Raw genomic sequence first — 15955 nt, 5'->3', positions numbered from 1 at the left:
AGCGAGCCTGCTCGCGATGAGGGTGTATCAGACAACAAGGATGTCGACTGAAATACCGCTATCGCGAGCAGGCTCGCTCCCACAGTGGGTATCGGTGTTCTCGGGATCAGCGCTTACAGGTCGCCGTAACCCAACGAACGCAGCGCACGCTCGTCGTCGGACCAGCCGCCCTTCACCTTGACCCACAGGTTGAGCATGATCTTGGAGTCGAACAGCAGCTCCATGTCCTTGCGCGCCTCGGTGCCGATGCGCTTGATGCGCTCGCCCTTGTCGCCAATGATGATTTTCTTCTGGCCGTCACGCTCGACGAGGATCAGCGCATGGATGTGCAGCGTCGCACCCTGCTGCTTGAACTCTTCGATTTCCACGGTGATCTGGTACGGCAGCTCGGCGCCGAGCTGGCGCATGATCTTCTCGCGCACCAGTTCGGCGGCGAGGAAGCGGCTGCTGCGGTCGGTGATCTGGTCTTCCGGGAAGAAGTGATCGTTCTCCGGCAGATGATCGGCGATAACCTTTTCCAGCGCGTCGAGGTTGTGCCCCTGCTGCGCCGAGATTGGAATGATCTGCGCGTTCGGCAGCTGTTCCTGCAACCACGACAGGTGGGGCATCAGCTCGGCCTTGTCTTCGATGCGGTCGGTCTTGTTCAGCGCGACGATCAGCGGGCCGGTCACGTACTGCACGCGCTCCAACACCATCTGATCTTCTTCGGTCCACTTGGTGCGATCGACCACGAAGATCACCACGTCGACGTCTTTCAACGCCGCCGAAGCGGTCTTGTTCATGTAGCGGTTCAGGGCTTTTTCGCCACCCTTGTGCATGCCGGGGGTGTCGACGTAGATCGCCTGCACGTCACCCTCGGTCTTGATCCCGAGCATGTTGTGGCGAGTGGTCTGCGGCTTGCGCGAGGTGATTGCCAGCTTCTGGCCGAGGATGTGGTTCAGCAGCGTGGACTTGCCCACGTTTGGACGGCCGACGATGGCAACATAGCCACAGCGCGTTGCGTTTGTATCAGTCATTGCCATTCTCCACACCCAGGGCAATCAGTGCTGCGGCGGCCGCTACCTGTTCGGCAATACGACGGCTCACACCCTGACCCCGGCTTTTTTCATTCAATAGGACAACTTCGCACTCGACGAAGAAGGTACGGCAGTGCGGCTCGCCCTGGATGTCCACCACTTCGTAGCGCGGCAGTTCGCAGCCGCGCGATTGCAGGAATTCCTGCAGGCGCGTCTTCGGATCCTTGTTGGTATCGACCAGCGTCAGGCCTTCGAACTCGCCGGCCAGCCAGGCCAGTACGCGTTCGCGGGCGACTTCCATGCCGGCGTCGAGGTAGATCGCACCGATCAGTGCTTCAAGGGCGTCAGCCAGAATCGATTCGCGACGGAAACCGCCGCTCTTCAACTCGCCGGAACCCAGACGCAGGTAATCACCCAGATCGAAACCGCGGGCCAGCACCGCCAGCGTCTCACCTTTTACCAAGCGCGCGCGCAAACGCGACAACTGGCCTTCACGAGCCAGCGGGAAACGGTCGAACAGGGCTTCGCCGGCCACAAAGTTGAGGATCGCATCGCCGAGGAATTCCAGACGCTCGTTGTTGCGTCCGGCAAAGCTGCGGTGCGTAAGGGCCAGGACCATCAGTTCCTGGTCCTTGAAGGTGTAACCGAGCTGACGCTCGAGACGGCTTAGAGAAACGCTCACGGTTTACCCACGCTGAGTTCGTGGCTGGATTCCACTGCCATCGCCGGGATACGGCGCAGGCCTGGGACAATTAACGCTGTGTTCAAAAATGACGTCCTGAATATCGTGGCTTCATGCCCCGGAGCCGGTTGTGCCGACGCCAGAAATGCATTCGGCGCTGTGGTCAACAGCGCCGTGTTTGTTTACTTGATCAGGCCGACCCGCGAGAAATTCGGCAGGTGGCTGAGTTTCGGTTCCGGCCAGCTCATCCAGACCGCGAAGGCCTTGCCGACGATGTTCTGGTCGGGAACCATGCCCAGCAGATCCTTGGGAATGTTCGGATCATCCCAGTAACGACTGTCGTTCGAGTTGTCGCGGTTGTCGCCCATCATGAAGTAGTGCCCGGCCGGCACGGTCCAGGTATGGTCCGGCGTGGCGCGGTAGCGGCTCATTTCCTTGCGGATCAGGTGCTCGGCGACGCCGAGTTTTTCCTTGTAGAGTTCCGCGCTGCCCAGCGTGCCCGGCTCGGAGCCGACCAGTTGTTCGGCAATCGACTCGCCGTTGACGAACAGACGCTTGTCGGCGGTGTACCGCACGGTGTCGCCCGGCAGGCCGACTACACGCTTGATGTAGTTGACGTTCGGGTCGCTCGGGTAGCGGAACACCATCACATCGCCGCGCTGCGGGTCACCGACTTCGATGATCTTCTTGTCGATCACCGGCAAACGGATCCCGTAGGAAAACTTGTTCACCAGAATGAAGTCGCCGACGTCCAGGGTCGGTTTCATCGAGCCGGACGGAATCTGGAACGGCTCCACCAGAAACGAACGCAGCACCAGCACGATGAACAGCACCGGGAAGAACGACTTGCCGTACTCGACCAGCAGCGGTTCCTTGTTCAGCTTCTCGACCACCACCACATCAGGCTGGCTGACGCTGCCCTGATAGGAGGCGATGGCGGCACGCCGACGCGGTGCCAGGATCAACAGATCGAGCAACGCCAACAGACCGCAGACGAACACGGCAATGACCAGCAACAGCGGGAAATTTAGTGACATAGGACCTGACTATTCCAACCTGAGCACGGCGAGGAAGGCTTCTTGTGGAATTTCCACGTTGCCGACCTGTTTCATGCGTTTCTTACCGGCCTTCTGCTTCTCAAGCAGTTTTTTCTTACGGCTGACGTCGCCGCCGTAGCACTTGGCCAATACGTTCTTTCTGAGTGCCTTGACGGTTGTCCGGGCGACGATCTGACCGCCAATGGCAGCCTGGATGGCCACGTCGAACATCTGACGAGGAATCAGTTCTTTCATCTTCTCGGTCAACTGGCGACCTTTGAAGTGCGAATTGTCACGGTGCACGATCAGCGCCAGAGCGTCGACCTTGTCGCCGTTGATCAGCACGTCCAGTTTCACCAGATTAGCCGATTGGTAACGATCGAAATGGTAGTCCAGCGAAGCATAGCCGCGGCTGGTGGATTTCAGACGGTCGAAGAAGTCCAGGACCACTTCGTTCATCGGCAAGTCGTAGGTCACTTGCACCTGATTGCCGAGGAACAGCATGTCGACCTGCACACCGCGTTTCTCGATGCACAGAGTGATGACGTTGCCCAGGTGTTCCTGCGGTACCAGGATGTTGGCGCGCACGATCGGCTCGCGCATGTCTTCGATCGACGAGACGTCCGGCAGCTTCGACGGGTTGTCCACGTAAATCGTTTCACCGGTTTTCAGCACCAGTTCGAAGATTACGGTTGGCGCCGTGGTGATCAGGTCCAGGTCGTATTCGCGCTCCAGGCGCTCCTGGATGATCTCCATGTGCAGCATGCCGAGGAAGCCGCAACGGAAGCCGAAGCCCAGTGCGTCGGAGCTTTCCGGGGTGTATTGCAGCGACGAGTCGTTCAGGGTCAGTTTCTGCAACGCTTCGCGGAAGTCCTCGAAATCGTCGGAACTGACCGGGAACAGACCGGCGTAAACCTGCGGCTGGATGCGTTTGAAACCTGGCAGCACCGGAACGTCCGGGGTGGAGCTCAGGGTCAGGGTGTCACCGACCGGCGCACCGTGAATGTCCTTGATGCTGGCGATGATGAAGCCCACTTCGCCGGCCTTCAGGTCAGCGGTGGCAGTGTGTTTCGGGTTGAACACGCCGACGCTGTCAACCAGATGCACTTTGCCGGTGGACTTCACCAGGATCTTGTCGCCCTTCTTCACGCGGCCGTGACGCACGCGCACCAGGGAGACTACGCCCAGGTAGTTGTCGAACCAGGAGTCGATGATCAACGCTTGCAGCGGATCTTCGATGTTGCCGGTCGGCGCAGGAATGGTAGCAACCAGACGCTCGAGCACTTCGTCGACACCCAGGCCGGTCTTGGCGCTGCAGGTGACGGCGTCGGTGGCGTCGATGCCGATGATCTTCTCGATCTCGTCCTTGACGCGATCGGGCTCGGCCTGTGGCAGGTCGATCTTGTTCAGGACCGGCATGACCTCAAGGCCCTGCTCGATGGCGGTGTAGCAGTTGGCCACGGACTGGGCTTCAACGCCCTGCCCCGCATCGACCACCAGCAACGCACCTTCACAGGCCGCCAGGGAACGGCTGACTTCGTAGGTGAAGTCGACGTGACCCGGGGTGTCAATGAAGTTCAGCTGGTAGGTGACGCCGTCTTTGGCCTTGTAATAGAGGGTGACGCTGTGGGCCTTGATGGTGATCCCGCGTTCGCGCTCCAGATCCATGGAATCCAGTACCTGGGCTTCCATTTCACGCTCGGCCAGGCCGCCGCACATCTGGATGAAACGGTCAGCCAGCGTCGACTTGCCATGGTCAATGTGGGCGATGATGGAGAAATTGCGGATATGACTCAAATCACTCACGGATCAACACTCAAAAAGGCTGCAGGCTTGGCCCGCCGAAAAATAGCCGGGAATTGTACCTGATACACGGCGCAAGCGTCACGTTCGCCTGTCACCCGGATTGCATGCAAAAACGCCCCGGTCTGGCGACCGAGGCGTTTTCAAGGCTAAAGCGTGGGTGAAACCTGGTTCATCAACCGGCTCGACGCAACAGCCAGACACCCGCCAGCGCACACACGCCAGCCGGCACCAGCACCGCGAACAGCGGCGAGAAGCCGAACACCAGACTGGACGGGCCCAGCAGATCCTGAACGATGCGGAAGGTGAAACCCACCAGCACACCGGTGAACACCCGCTGACCGAGGGTCACCGAACGCAACGGACCGAAGATGAAGGAGATTGCCATCAGCACCAGTGCGGCGGTCACCAGCGGTTGCAACACCTTGACCCAAAATGCCAGCCAGTAACGGCCATTGCTCAGGCCCTGATCAGCCAGATAGTGGATGTAACCCCACAGACCGGTGATCGACAGCGATTCCGGCGCCATCACCACGGTACTCAGCAATTGCGGGCTCAGCGAGACATCCCAGCGCTCCACCGGCGTATTGACCACTTCGGTGCTGCGCTCGTGGAATTTGGTGGTGGTTACGTCGGTCAGCTGCCAGTGATCGGTGTCGAACTCGGCGCGCTTGGCGAAGCTCGAGCTCAGCAGATGACGCTCCTTGTCAAAGTGATAGCGGGTCACGCCATACAGACGACCGTTGGGCTGCACGGAGTTGATGTGAATGAACTCCTCGCCCTGACGGTGCCACATGCCGTGCTTGGCGCTTTGCGCGTCGCCGCTGCCTTGCGCCAGCGAACGGTTGGCCTGGGCCATGCTTTCGGTGGCCGGCGCCACGTACTCGCCGATCAGCACGCCGGCCAGCATCAGCACCAGCATCGGCTTCATCACCGCCCAGACGATGCGCCCGATGGACACACCGGCGGCGCGCATCACGGTCAGCTCGCTGCTGCTCGCCAGACTGCCGAGGCCGATCAGGCAACCGATCAGCGCCGCCATCGGCAGCATGTCGTACATGCGCCGTGGCGCGGTCAGAAGCACAAAGCTCAGGACATCGACCAGGGTGTAGGTGTCACTGACGTCGCCCATCTCGTCGATGAACGCAAACAAGGTTGCCAGGCCGAGAATGATCGCCAGCACTGCGATGATCGCCATGAACACGCTGCTGCCGATGTAGCGGTCGAGTTTAACCACGGGCCACCTCCAGCGCTGCGCTGCGACGGCTCGCCAGTTTCAGGCGCAGAGGCTCCCAGTACAGCAGGCCAAGACCGATGACCAGGAAGATCGCGTGCACCCACCACAAGCCGAGCGCCGGTGGAATCTTGCCTTTCTCGAGGGCGCCGCGGGCGGCAATCAGGATGGTCAGGTAAGCCATATAAAGAAGAATCGCCGGCAGCAGCTTGAGGAAACGCCCCTGACGCGGATTGACCCGCGACAGCGGCACCGCCATCAGAGTCACGATGAACACCAGCAACGGCAGCGACAGGCGCCATTGCAGTTCGGTTTTCGAGCGAATGTCGTCACTGCCGAGCAGGGACGAGGTCGGCATGGCGTCACGGTCGGTGACTTCCTCGCTGACATCCGGCTTGGGCAGCAGCACGCCGTAGGTTTCGTAGTGGATGGCGCGATAGTTGGCCTGACCCGGGCTGCCGTCGTAGCGGTAGCCGTTGTCGAGGATCAGGTAACGGTTGCCGTCGGGACGCACTTCCTGACGACCTTTCTCCGCCACCAGCACGGAAATCCCGCGATCCTTCTGGTTGGCACCGAGGTTCTTCTGCGAGATGAATACGCTGCCGAGGTTGACCCGGTCATCGCTGAGGGTTTCGGTGTAGGTCACCCGCGTACCGTCGCGCAAGGCCTGGAAACGGCCCGGCTCGAGGGTGTCGAATTCGGTCAGGGCATCCTGTTTGTTCAGCAGCAGCTGGAACTGGTTGGCGCCTTGCGGTGCCAGGCTCAAGCTCAGCCAGGCCACCACCACAGCTACCAGGGTGGCCGGAAACAGGGTCATGCGGAACAACCGCTGCTGACTCATGCCGGTGGCCGAAAGCACGGTCATCTCGCTTTCGAGGTACAGCCGGCCGTACGCCAGCAGAATCCCGAGGAACAGCCCCAGCGGCAGGATCAACTGCATGAAGCCCGGCAGGCGATAGCCCATGATCAGGAACAGCGATCCCGGATCGAGCTGGCCCGCGGCGGCCTGGGCAAGGTATTTGATGAAGCGACCGCTCATGATGATGACCAGCAGCACGGCGCTTACCGCACTCAGGGTCAACAGGACTTCGCGGGACAGATAACGGAAGACGATCAAACCAGACACTCCAGGGTTGTCAGGCTAAGGCGGCCAAACAAGCAAACGTATCGACGGGCCCGCAAGGCAGAGCCGTCGAAAAAAGATGCGGCATTATCCTGTGATTGAGGGCGCCTGTCACTGCGCACACTCACGCAAGCATGCAATCCGTTGAAGATCGTACAACCGAGGGTTGTCAGGCGCGGTGAGCGAGGTTCAAACTGCCGCCTCTGTCGCAGGCACTGGCCTGCGCCTCTTCTCTCTATAAGCAGGCGACGGCGGACACCGTCGAACGCCTGCGTGTTGACCATTCATTCAGGGATCCGGACATGGAACTGGTTGTAAAAAGCGTTAGCCCAGAAACGTTGAAAACCGCCACCCTGGTGGTTGCCGTCGGCGAAGGCCGCAAACTCGGCGTCGCCGCCAAACAGGTCGACGAACTGAGCGGTGGCGCCATCAGCGCCGTGCTCAAGCGTGGCGACCTGGCCGGCAAGGTCGGCCAGAGTCTGTTGCTGCACAGCCTGCCGAACCTGAAAGCCGAACGCGTGCTGCTGGTTGGTGTGGGCAAGGATGAAGAACTGGGCGACCGTCCATTCCGCAAGATTGTCGCCGGCATGCTCAACACGCTTAAAGGCCTGGGCGGCAGCGATGCCGTGCTGGCACTCGATGAAATCATCGTCAAAAACCGCGACAGCTACGGCAAGACCCGCCTGCTGGCCGAAACCCTGGTCGACGGCGAATATACCTTCGACCAGTTCAAGAGCCAGAAAGCCGAACCGCGCGCCCTGAAGAAAATCACCCTGCTGACCATCAAGGCTGCTCAGGCCGAAGTGCAACGCGCCGTGACCCACGCCACCGCAATCGCCAACGGCATGGCATTCACCCGTAACCTGGGCAACCTGCCACCGAACATCTGCCACCCGACCTTCCTCGGCGAGCAAGCCAAGAACCTTGGCAAAGAGTTCAAGGACCTGAAAGTCGAAGTCCTCGACGAGAAGAAGATCAAGTCGCTGGGCATGGGTTCGTTCTACGCCGTCGGCCAGGGCAGCGCCCAGCCGCCGCGCCTGATCGTCATGCAATACAACGGCGGCAAGAAATCCGAGAAGCCGTACGCACTGGTCGGCAAAGGCATCACTTTCGACACCGGCGGCATCAGCTTGAAGCCGGGTGCCGGCATGGACGAAATGAAGTACGACATGGGTGGTGCCGCCAGCGTGTTCGGTACCCTGCGCGCCGTGCTCGAACTGAAACTGCCGATCAACCTGGTGTGCATCCTGGCTTGCGCCGAGAACATGCCGAGCGGCACCGCCTCGCGTCCGGGCGACATCGTCACCACCATGAGCGGCCAGACCGTGGAAATCCTCAACACCGACGCCGAAGGCCGTCTGGTGCTGTGCGATGCCCTGACCTACTCCGAGCGCTTCAAGCCGCAAGCGGTGATCGACATCGCCACCCTGACCGGTGCCTGCGTCGTTGCCCTGGGCGCCCACACTTCGGGCCTGCTGGGCAACAACGACGAACTGATCGAGCAATTGCTGAGCGCCGGCAAGGCTGCCGACGACCGCGCCTGGCAACTGCCGCTGTTCGATGAGTACCAGGAGCAACTGGACAGCCCGTTCGCCGACATCGCCAACATCGGCGGTCCGAAGGCCGGCACCATCACCGCCGCCTGCTTCCTGTCGCGCTTCACCAAGAACCTGAACTGGGCGCACCTGGATATCGCAGGCACCGCCTGGACCAGCGGCGGCAAGGACAAGGGCGCAACCGGCCGTCCGGTCCCGCTGTTGACCCAATACTTGCTGGACCGCGCCAAAGCCTGAAACCGATGACTGCGAGCGGCGCCTCTCTTGAGGGGCGCCGCTCGCAGCTCAGGAACCGCAATGACCAAAGTCGACTTTTATATCCTGCCCAGCGCCGATCCTTCGGCTCGCCTGGACTTTGCCTGCAAGCTCACCGATAAAGCCTGGCGCATGGGCCATCGCATCTACCTGCATTGCAGCGATGCCGCCCAGCGTGATGATCTCGATGCGCGCCTGTGGGCGTTCAAGGGTGAAACCTTCGTGCCTCACGGCCCGGCTGAAAGCGAGCCGGAAGGTTTGATCGTATTGGGAGTGGGCGAGGACTGTGGCCAGCACACAGACTTGCTGGTCAACCTCGACCTGAAAGTCCCGGTTTTCGCCAGTAAATTCGCCCGCGTTGCCGAGGTGGTGGTGGAAGATCCGGCGATCCGCACTGCGGCGCGGGAGAGTTTCCGTTTCTACCGCGAACAGGGCTATCCTCTGCAAGACCACCGTTTACAGCGACTCTGAGTACGCCGATGGACACTCCAAAACCGCTGCAAAAACCCGCGCACCTGCTGGATGACCTTGAGTCGATCCGCCAGTTGCTCGGCGATGACAACCTGCAACCGCCGCTGTTGACCGACACGGTCGATGATGGCGAACAGGAACAGATTCCGATGTTGTTCGACTCGGTCGGCACTGAGCCGCCCGCCGTCGTACCGCCTCCCGCCCCCGTCGTGAAGCCCGCCACTGCGCCCGTCGCGCCTGTGGATAAAGGCCCCGACGCCCTCCTGCACCTGGACAGCGAACTGCGCGCCGCTGCGCAACTGATCATGCAGGACGTGATCGACGATTTCGCGCCGCACATCGAAACCGAAATCAAACGCCGCCTCGAGGCGCGAATGGAACGGCTTCTCGGCCAGTACGAATAATTCCCTGATCTCCTGTGGGAGCTGGCCTGCCAGCGATAGCATCACTGCGGTTTTCCTGAAAAACCGTGGCGCCTGCATCGCTGGCAAGCCAGCTCCCACATTTAAGTCTCCACCCGGCCCGCCCCGCTCGCCCTGCGCCCCATGCCCCGCTATACTTCCCGGCTTTTCCTGAATAAATGCCAATAGGGTCCCGCCGCGCATGGATAAGACCTACCAGCCGCACGCCATTGAAACTTCCTGGTACAACACCTGGGAGTCCGAGAACTACTTCGCCCCGCAAGGCGCGGGCGACTCCTACACCATCATGATCCCGCCGCCGAACGTCACCGGCAGCCTGCACATGGGTCACGGTTTCAACAACGCGATCATGGACGCCCTGATCCGTTTCCGCCGCATGCAGGGTCGCAACACCCTGTGGCAGCCGGGCACCGACCACGCCGGTATCGCCACGCAGATGCTGGTGGAGCGTCAGCTCGAAGCCCAGGGCCAGAACCGCCACGATCTGGGCCGGGAAAAATTCCTCGAGAAAGTCTGGGAATGGAAGGATCAGTCCGGCGGCAACATCAGCCGTCAGATCCGCCGTCTCGGCTCGTCCGTGGACTGGAGCCGCGAGCGCTTCACCATGGACGACGGCCTCTCGGAAGCCGTTAAAGAAGCCTTCGTGCGCCTGCACGAAGACGGTCTGATCTATCGCGGCAAGCGTCTGGTCAACTGGGACACCAAACTGCACACGGCGATTTCCGACCTCGAAGTGGAAAACCACGACGAGAAAGGTTTCCTGTGGAACCTGAAATACCCGCTGGCCGACGGCGCAAAAACTGCTGAAGGCAACGATTTCCTGATCGTCGCGACCACCCGTCCGGAAACCATGCTCGGCGACTCCGCCGTCGCGGTGAACCCGAACGACGAGCGCTACAAAGCCCTGATCGGCAAGTTTGTCGAGCTGCCGCTGGTCGGCCGCCGCATCCCGATCATCGCCGACGATTACTGCGATCCTGAATTCGGCACCGGCTGCGTGAAAATCACCCCGGCCCACGATTTCAACGACTACGAAGTCGGCAAACGCCACAACCTGCCGCTGCTCAACATCTTCGACAAGAACGCCAACGTGCTGCCGGCAGCGCAAGTGTTCAACCTCGACGGCACGCTGAACGAGAGCATCGACGGCAAGATTCCGGCCGAGTACGCCGGTCTCGAGCGTTTCGAAGCGCGCAAGCAGATCGTGGCCGCGTTCGACGCCGCCGGCCTGCTGGTCAGCGTCGACGACCACAACCTGAAAGTGCCGAAAGGCGACCGCTCCGGCACCGTCATCGAGCCGTGGCTGACCGACCAGTGGTACGTGTCCACCAAGCCGCTGGCCGAGCCTGCGATTGCTGCCGTCGAAGACGGTCGCATCCAGTTCGTGCCGAAGCAATACGAAAACATGTACTTCTCGTGGATGCGTGACATCCAGGACTGGTGCATCAGCCGTCAGCTGTGGTGGGGCCACCGGATTCCTGCCTGGTACGACGAGTCGGGCAAGGTCTACGTCGGTCGCGACGAAGCCGAAGTGCGCGCCAAGCACAACATCGGTCCGGACGTTGCGCTGCAACAGGACAACGACGTTCTCGACACCTGGTTCAGTTCGGGCTTGTGGACCTTCTCCACCCTGGGCTGGCCGGAAAAGACCGAGTTCCTGAAGAAATTCCACTCCACCGACGTGCTGGTCACCGGTTTCGACATCATTTTCTTCTGGGTTGCCCGGATGATCATGCTGACCATGCACCTGATCAAGAACGAGGACGGCACGCCGCAGGTTCCGTTCAAGACTGTTTATGTGCACGGCCTGGTGCGTGATGGCCAGGGCCAGAAGATGTCCAAGTCCAAGGGCAACGTCCTGGACCCGCTGGACATCATCGACGGCATCGAGCTCGAAACCCTGGTGCAGAAACGCACGTCCGGTCTGATGCAGCCGAAACTGGCGAAGAAGATCGAGAAGCAGACCCGCGAAGAGTTCGCCGACGGCATCGCCAGCTACGGCACCGACGCCCTGCGCTTCACTTTCTGCTCGCTGGCGTCCACCGGTCGCGACATCAAATTCGACATGGGCCGCGTCGAAGGCTATCGCAACTTCTGCAACAAGATCTGGAACGCTGCGCGTTATGTTCTGGACAAGGGCGAAGACTGCGGCCAGAACGGCGAAGCCTACGAGCTGTCACTGGCGGATCGCTGGATCATCTCGCAGCTGCAACGCACCGAAGCCGAAGTGACCCGCCAACTGGATCAGTTCCGTTTCGACCTGGCGGCGCAAGCGCTGTACGAGTTCATCTGGAACCAGTACTGCGACTGGTACCTGGAACTGTCCAAGCCAGTGCTGTGGGACGAAAACGCGCCGGTCGAGCGTCAGCGCGGCACTCGCCGCACGCTGGTTCGCGTACTGGAAGTGGCGCTGCGTCTGGCGCATCCGTTCATGCCGTTCATCACTGAAGAAATCTGGCAGCGCATCGCGCCGCTGGCCGGCATTCAGGGCAAGACGATCATGCTGCAAGCGTGGCCGGTGGCCAACGAAGAGCGCATCGATCCGGCGGCCGAAGACGATATCGAATGGCTCAAGGGCCTGATGCTCGGCACACGCAACATCCGTGGCGAAATGAACATCGGCCCGGGCAAACCGCTGCCGATCTACCTGAAAAACGTCAGCGCTGAAGACCAGCGCCGCCTGACCGAGAATGAAGCGCTGCTGAAGAAGCTGGCGCGTCTGGAATCGATCACCGTGCTGGCGGCCGGCGAAGAAGCGCCGCTGTCCGCTACTGCGCTGGTTGGCGAAATGGAAGTGCTGGTGCCGATGGCCGGTCTGATCGACAAGGGCGCCGAGCTGGCGCGTCTGGACAAGGAAATCCTGCGTCTGCAGGGCGAAGTCCAGCGCGTTGGCGGCAAGCTGTCCAACGCCGGTTTCGTTGACAAGGCTCCGGCCGAAGTCATCGAGAAGGAACGCGCCAAACTGGCCGAAGCCGAACAGGCTCTGGCCAAGCTGGCCGAGCAGCACGCGCGGATTGCCAGCCTGTAACGGCGAATCGCACTGAAAAAGGGAGGCCCGCAACGGCCTCCCTTTTTTGTGCCCGGCACTTTTCCGGCCAACAACGCAGCGCCCTGTGGGACAATAGCCGCCACTTTCAGCCCTACCCGAATCGACCACGCCCATGAACGCCCCACGTACACCGAAACCTGCGCGCAAGAAGCCTGACTCCGCCACCCCGGCCAAGCCCGTGGAGCCGCGTAAAGAAGCCAGCCTGCACCCGCGCAATCGCCATCAGGGTCGTTACGACTTCCCGGCGCTGATCAAGACCACTCCGGAACTGGCGAAGTTCGTGATCACCAACCCGTACGGCAAGGAAAGCATCGATTTCGCCAGTCCCGATGCGGTGCGTGTGTTCAACCGGGCGCTGCTCAAATCGTTCTACGGCATCCAGCATTGGGACATCCCGGCCGATTATCTGTGCCCGCCGGTGCCGGGCCGTGCCGACTACATCCACTTTTTGGCTGACCTGCTGGCCAGCAACAACGACGGCGTGGTTCCGCGCGGCGCCATCGTCAATGTGCTGGATATCGGCATGGGCGCCAACTGCGTGTACCCGCTGATCGGTAACAGCGAATATCGCTGGCACTTCCTCGGCTCGGAGATCGATCCGACCGCCGTGGCCGCTGCCAGGGCCATCGTTCAGTCCAACGACCTGAACAAGGTCATCCAGCTGCGCCAGCAGGAGAACCGCAAGCACATCCTGATCGGCCTGCTGGAGCCCGGCGAACGCTTTGACCTGACCATGTGCAACCCGCCATTCCATGCCTCGATGGAAGAGGCCACCAAGGGCAGCGAGCGCAAATGGCGAGCCCTGGGCAAGGCCGACCCGAAGCGCAAATTGCCGGTACTGAACTTCGGCGGCCAGTCGGCCGAGCTGTGGTGTGAAGGTGGCGAGGCGCGTTTCGTGACGCAACTGATCGCCGAAAGTGCGAACTTTGCACACAAGGTGCTGTGGTTCAGCACCCTGGTCTCGAAAGCCTCGAACCTGCCTGCCATCGAAACCGCGCTGAAGAAGGCCGGTGCGCTGGAAAGCCAGGTGGTGGAAATGTCCCAGGGGCAGAAGCAGAGCCGCTTCGTCGCCTGGACCTTCCAGACCAAGTCCGAGCAGCAGATCTGGCGGCGCGAACGCTGGGTGCGCAAGTAATACGTTTCAACCTGGGCGGCGCTTGACCGCAAGCAGCCGCCGCTACTGCTGAAACACAAACAGCAGGCACAAAAAAACCGTGCCCGGATCGCTCCGGTGCACGGTTTTTTTATCGCTGCGTCTTACTTGTTCACAGCGTCGGTCAGGCCTTTGGCCACAACCAGCTTGATCACTTTCTTGGCAGGGATTTCGATGGCAGCGCCAGTCGATGGGTTACGGCCAGTGCGGGCAGGACGCTCGGTCACTTTCAGCTTGCCGATACCTGGCAAGGTGATTTCGCCGCCGTTTTCCAGCTGATCGGCAACGATTTGGCCCAGTTGGTCCAGAGCGTTACGCGCGGTGGTTTTCGGCGCGTCGATAGCTTCAGCGATGTCGGCGATCAGTTGGTCTTTAGTAAGAGCCATGTAGTGTTCCTTCCCTATCAAATTCATATGGATTGCAGAGTGCAGTGTCAGCCATCGAGCCCGATCTTCTGGATCTGGCACCCTCGGCGATAACCACGACGAGTCGGGGTTATAGATGCCGAAATCAAGGTTTGGTTCGACCTGACAAAAGCTGAATGCATGCTTGTCGCGGTGACTTCGCACAAGACCGGGCAAAACTAGCACAGAGACAAGGAAATATCCGCCTCTAGCTAGCCAAATGGTCAGGTTTATTGCGCTAAATCGGTAAATAAATGCATAAGGGCAGTCGGGTGACCCGGATTTGCCCTTCACCCCGCGCCAAATCCAGTGGTTGCGGTACACTGGGCGCTTTTTCGGGGGAGCCCGCCCTCCTCCCTTCCACCAGCCGAGAAGCCTATGCCGATCCGTCATTGCATCGTCCATTTGATCGACAAAAAACCCGACGGCACACCCGCAGTCCTGCACGCCCGTGACTCCGAACTGGCTGAGTCCGCAGCCATCGAGAACATGCTCGCCGATCTCAACGAGAGCTATAACGCCAAACAGGGTAAAGCCTGGGGGTTGTTCCATCCGGAGTCCGGTGCGTTCCCGTTCAGCGGCTGGCTGAAGGAATACATGGAAGGCGGCAAGGACTTCACCGCGTTCAGCAAGGTCGCGGTCGAGCACCTGCAAAAGCTGATGGAAGAATCGAACCTGTCGGTCGGCGGCCATGTGCTGTTCGCCCACTATCAGCAAGGCATGACTGATTACCTGGCCATCGCCCTGCTGCACCACAGCGAGGGCGTGGCGGTGACCGATCAACTGGACGTGACGCCATCGCGCCACCTCGACCTCGGTCAACTGCACCTGGCGGCGCGGATCAACGTCTCCGAGTGGCAGAACAACAAGCAGTCCAAGCAGTACATCTCGTTCATCAAGGGCAAGAACGGCAAGAAGGTCTCGGAGTACTTCCGCGACTTCATCGGCTGCCAGGAAGGCGTCGACGGCCCGGGCGAAACCCGCACCCTGCTCAAGGCCTTCAGCGACTTCGTCGAGAGCGAAGACCTGCCGGAAGATTCCGCCCGCGAGAAGACCAAGACCCTGGTCGACTATGCCAGCAGCCAGGCCAAGCTCGGCGAACCCATGGGGCTGGAAGAACTGTCTGAGCTGATCGACGAAGAACGCCCGAAGGCCTTCTACGATCACATCCGCAACAAGGATTACGGCCTGTCGCCGGAGATCCCGGCGGATAAGCGCACGCTCAATCAGTTCCGTCGCTTCACCGGTCGCGCCGAAGGCCTGTCGATCAGCTTTGAAGCGCACCTGCTGGGCTCGAAAATCGAGTACGACGAAGAAGCCGGGACCCTGGTCATCAAAGGCCTGCCGACCTCGCTCACCGATCAGTTGAAGCGCCGCAACTGATGCTCGGCAATGTGCTGAAAAAGGTTCTGCTGGTTCTGCTGGTGGTCGTGGTCTATCAGAACTGGGGCAAGATCGAGCGGGTGTTCAACCCGTCGCAGATGGCGTCCGAGCAGGTTCGCGCCAACGCCAGGGTTGTGCTGTACGCCACAGACTGGTGCGGCTACTGCAAGCAGACCAAGCGCTTTCTCGATCAGAAAGGCATTGCGTTCAAGGAATTCGATATCGAGAAGGATGCCGAAGCACGCAAGGCGTATGAAGCGCTGGGCGGACGCGGGATTCCGCTGATCGACGTCAATGGCACGTTGATCCGCGGGTTTGATCCCGACGAGATTCTCGCTGCACTGAAATGAACGAGGGAGCCAATCGG

At 60.7% G+C, this 15955-nt stretch carries 14 protein-coding genes; 7 read left to right on the top strand and 7 right to left on the bottom strand.

The features are described from left to right. Positions 1–113: 113 nt before the first annotated feature. From era to lptF, 6 genes are all read right to left on the bottom strand, one after another. Positions 114–1016, bottom strand: a complete 903-nt coding sequence (era, locus tag JKA62_RS19780; RefSeq protein ID WP_011332590.1) for a GTPase Era — start codon at positions 1014–1016, stop codon at positions 114–116. Next, a complete protein-coding gene (gene rnc / locus JKA62_RS19775; protein WP_011332589.1) occupies positions 1009–1698 on the bottom strand; it encodes a ribonuclease III in 690 nt (229 codons plus the stop codon). Before rnc ends, era begins: the two co-directional genes overlap by 8 nt. Positions 1699–1880: 182 nt before the next feature. Further along, positions 1881–2735, bottom strand: a complete 855-nt coding sequence (lepB, locus tag JKA62_RS19770) for a signal peptidase I (RefSeq protein WP_011332588.1) — start codon at positions 2733–2735, stop codon at positions 1881–1883. Positions 2736–2744: 9 nt separating this feature from the next. After that, positions 2745–4541, bottom strand: a complete 1797-nt coding sequence (gene lepA / locus JKA62_RS19765) for a translation elongation factor 4 (protein WP_039769508.1) — start codon at positions 4539–4541, stop codon at positions 2745–2747. Between the two features lie 172 nt (positions 4542–4713). After that, positions 4714–5775: an LPS export ABC transporter permease LptG gene (lptG, locus tag JKA62_RS19760; protein ID WP_007957365.1), complete on the bottom strand. Its 1062-nt coding sequence runs from the start codon at positions 5773–5775 to the stop codon at positions 4714–4716. Next, entirely contained in the window at positions 5768–6889 is a 1122-nt protein-coding gene (lptF, locus tag JKA62_RS19755; RefSeq protein WP_201819114.1) for an LPS export ABC transporter permease LptF, read from the bottom strand. The genes lptG and lptF overlap by 8 nt, the downstream gene beginning before the upstream one ends. Before the next feature lie 308 nt (positions 6890–7197). Between lptF and JKA62_RS19750 the strand changes: the two genes are divergently transcribed. From JKA62_RS19750 to rlmF, 5 genes are all read left to right on the top strand, one after another. Continuing rightward, the gene (locus tag JKA62_RS19750; protein WP_201819112.1) at positions 7198–8688 is read left to right on the top strand and encodes a leucyl aminopeptidase; all 1491 of its coding nucleotides are present in this window, start codon (positions 7198–7200) and stop codon (positions 8686–8688) included. Between the two features lie 60 nt (positions 8689–8748). Continuing rightward, the gene (locus JKA62_RS19745) at positions 8749–9177 is read left to right on the top strand and encodes a DNA polymerase III subunit chi (RefSeq protein WP_011332583.1); all 429 of its coding nucleotides are present in this window, start codon (positions 8749–8751) and stop codon (positions 9175–9177) included. A gap of 8 nt (positions 9178–9185) precedes the next feature. After that, positions 9186–9581, top strand: a complete 396-nt coding sequence (locus tag JKA62_RS19740; protein WP_064382433.1) for a hypothetical protein — start codon at positions 9186–9188, stop codon at positions 9579–9581. Between the two features lie 199 nt (positions 9582–9780). Then, a complete protein-coding gene (locus JKA62_RS19735; protein ID WP_011332581.1) occupies positions 9781–12627 on the top strand; it encodes a valine--tRNA ligase in 2847 nt (948 codons plus the stop codon). A gap of 133 nt (positions 12628–12760) precedes the next feature. After that, positions 12761–13783 carry a 23S rRNA (adenine(1618)-N(6))-methyltransferase RlmF gene (rlmF, locus tag JKA62_RS19730; protein WP_011332580.1) on the top strand — a complete coding sequence of 341 codons (1023 nt, stop codon included), beginning with the start codon at positions 12761–12763 and terminating at the stop codon, positions 13781–13783. A gap of 122 nt (positions 13784–13905) precedes the next feature. On the opposite strand, the gene JKA62_RS19725 is transcribed toward rlmF, so the two are convergent. Beyond that, the gene (locus JKA62_RS19725) at positions 13906–14187 is read right to left on the bottom strand and encodes an HU family DNA-binding protein (RefSeq protein ID WP_003221909.1); all 282 of its coding nucleotides are present in this window, start codon (positions 14185–14187) and stop codon (positions 13906–13908) included. Between the two features lie 396 nt (positions 14188–14583). On the opposite strand from JKA62_RS19725, the gene yejK reads away from it, so the two are divergent. Next, on the top strand, positions 14584–15588 hold the full coding sequence (gene yejK / locus JKA62_RS19720) for a nucleoid-associated protein YejK (RefSeq protein WP_007957356.1): 1005 nt from the start codon (positions 14584–14586) through the stop codon (positions 15586–15588). Then, complete coding sequence (locus JKA62_RS19715) at positions 15588–15938, top strand: glutaredoxin family protein (RefSeq protein WP_064593565.1); 351 nt, start codon at positions 15588–15590, stop codon at positions 15936–15938. Before yejK ends, JKA62_RS19715 begins: the two co-directional genes overlap by 1 nt. The last annotated feature ends 17 nt before the right edge of the window (positions 15939–15955 follow it).

The organism is Pseudomonas sp. B7 (assembly GCF_016735645.1).
Lineage (GTDB): Bacteria > Pseudomonadota > Gammaproteobacteria > Pseudomonadales > Pseudomonadaceae > Aquipseudomonas > Aquipseudomonas glycinae.
This window is presented reverse-complemented; position numbering and strand designations above follow the sequence as displayed.